This is a genomic window from Ketobacter sp. GenoA1 (genome assembly GCF_003671475.1).
Taxonomy (GTDB): domain Bacteria; phylum Pseudomonadota; class Gammaproteobacteria; order Pseudomonadales; family Ketobacteraceae; genus Ketobacter.
Genome location: NZ_RCHM01000019.1, coordinates 1 through 1564, shown reverse-complemented (window position 1 = coordinate 1564; position 1564 = coordinate 1). Strand labels below are relative to the sequence as shown.

The following is a 1564-nucleotide window of genomic DNA, read 5'->3' as shown; positions in this document are numbered from 1 at the left end:
TAGGTTGGTACCGGCACCGTTTTAACTATCCGGTCAACGCGGACCCAGCTACGCCGCACCAACATGTGGTCGCTTCGCTTCTACCACATGTTGGCACAACGTAGCTGGGCCGGTTACCTCAGCGTTATGCAGGGGCATCGATATGACTGAAGATAATGTAATGCAAGCTAGGTCAATGTTTAAAAAGATGCCAGATGATGTGTTCATCAATTATTTGGCTCCTTTGATTTCTGATTTGGGATGGCCATTTGAATCAGATGAGCAATCCGTAATTGGTACATCATGGGAAAGGGTGTTAAATGGTGTCTCTCTTAAAGATTTGAGTAGCGCTAATTGGGGTGTTTGTGAAGTGAATTTCTCTAGATTTCCCATATGCCCGCAATCTGAAAACGATATACGACTGGTTATTGAAAACTCAAATTCGTCAGCTGACAATTATCTTGGTTACGATTTGAAAAGATGTAGAGAAAGCTTCTTCTTCAATCGGCATTATCTAATTCAAAACGGTGAATTCATATCTCCAGTTGTGCTTTTAATTTCAAAAGAATTGTTTGTAAAAGTATTAGATGGCAATCATAGGTTGGCGGCTTTGTTTTCTGTAGGTGCCAAAAAGTATAAATCATTAAAAGCATGGGTAGGGTCAATTGCATAACAAGTTGGTCAACGGGAACCACCTACGCGCCACAAGCATGTGGTTCGCTGCGCTCACTTTACCACATGCTTGCTCTGCTCCGGCGGTCCCGTTACCAAAGCGTTAAATTTACTACGGAGTTCGTTCCTTGATTGGAGACAAAAGTATCGTTGCTTTTGAACTTGGAGATAATGTTGATGGTTCTGATGAGCTATTTGAACTAGATATTTGGGTTCTAAATGAGCATGTTACTTGCGAGGATAATATCGCTTATCTGAAATCTTTAGTTCATTACATAAGTTATGATTACGGAACCGATCGAGATATTTTAAAATACAAGAAATACTTCAAGAGTTTATCTGTTGAAGATGCTCACAGGTTTATATTGAGTACCAGGGATTCAAATTCAGAATACTACGATATAGAGAACGATCAGATATATCCAAATCAGCAGTATCTGGATTGGGGGCCGAATACCGATAACGTCTTTTGCTTTGCTATCCCAAAAGATGATGGTGTGTATATTTCCCTGGAGTTCATGAGCCCAGCATCCAAAGCTGGTAGTGTAAAATGTGAACCCATAGATTTCGTGCTATTCAATAAAATACTAAGAGATTTTGTTTCGTATGCAGAACAAAAAATTTAACAAGGCAGTGCACGGGAACCAACTACGCTCCAAAAACATGTGCTTCGCTGCGCTCAGTTTATCACATGTTTTTTTCACTACGTTGGTCCCGTGACTGCGGCGTTAAATGGTGCCATGTAGTTTGATTCGTTTTATGTGATATTCGGCTTCGCCGGAGCGCTTTAAGGTTGGGTAGTTGTATCAAAGATTTGAGTGGCTGATAGTGATCACGTTCGTTGAACTCTGCCAGCAACGAGTGTTGCAATCGTATTATCCTAGTAACGCTGAAACATAAATTGCGTGGTTCA

2 protein-coding genes are annotated in these 1564 nt (G+C 40.9%); both read left to right on the top strand.

Translation table 11 applies throughout. The features are described 5' to 3' along the window. Positions 1 to 142: 142 nt before the first annotated feature. Complete coding sequence (locus tag D9N13_RS06050) at positions 143 to 652, top strand: hypothetical protein (protein WP_290587252.1); 510 nt, start codon at positions 143 to 145, stop codon at positions 650 to 652. Positions 653 to 779: 127 nt separating this feature from the next. After that, positions 780 to 1277 (top strand): hypothetical protein, encoded by a 498-nt coding sequence (locus tag D9N13_RS06045; RefSeq protein WP_290587249.1) that lies wholly within the window; start codon positions 780 to 782, stop codon positions 1275 to 1277. Positions 1278 to 1564 lie beyond the last annotated feature (287 nt).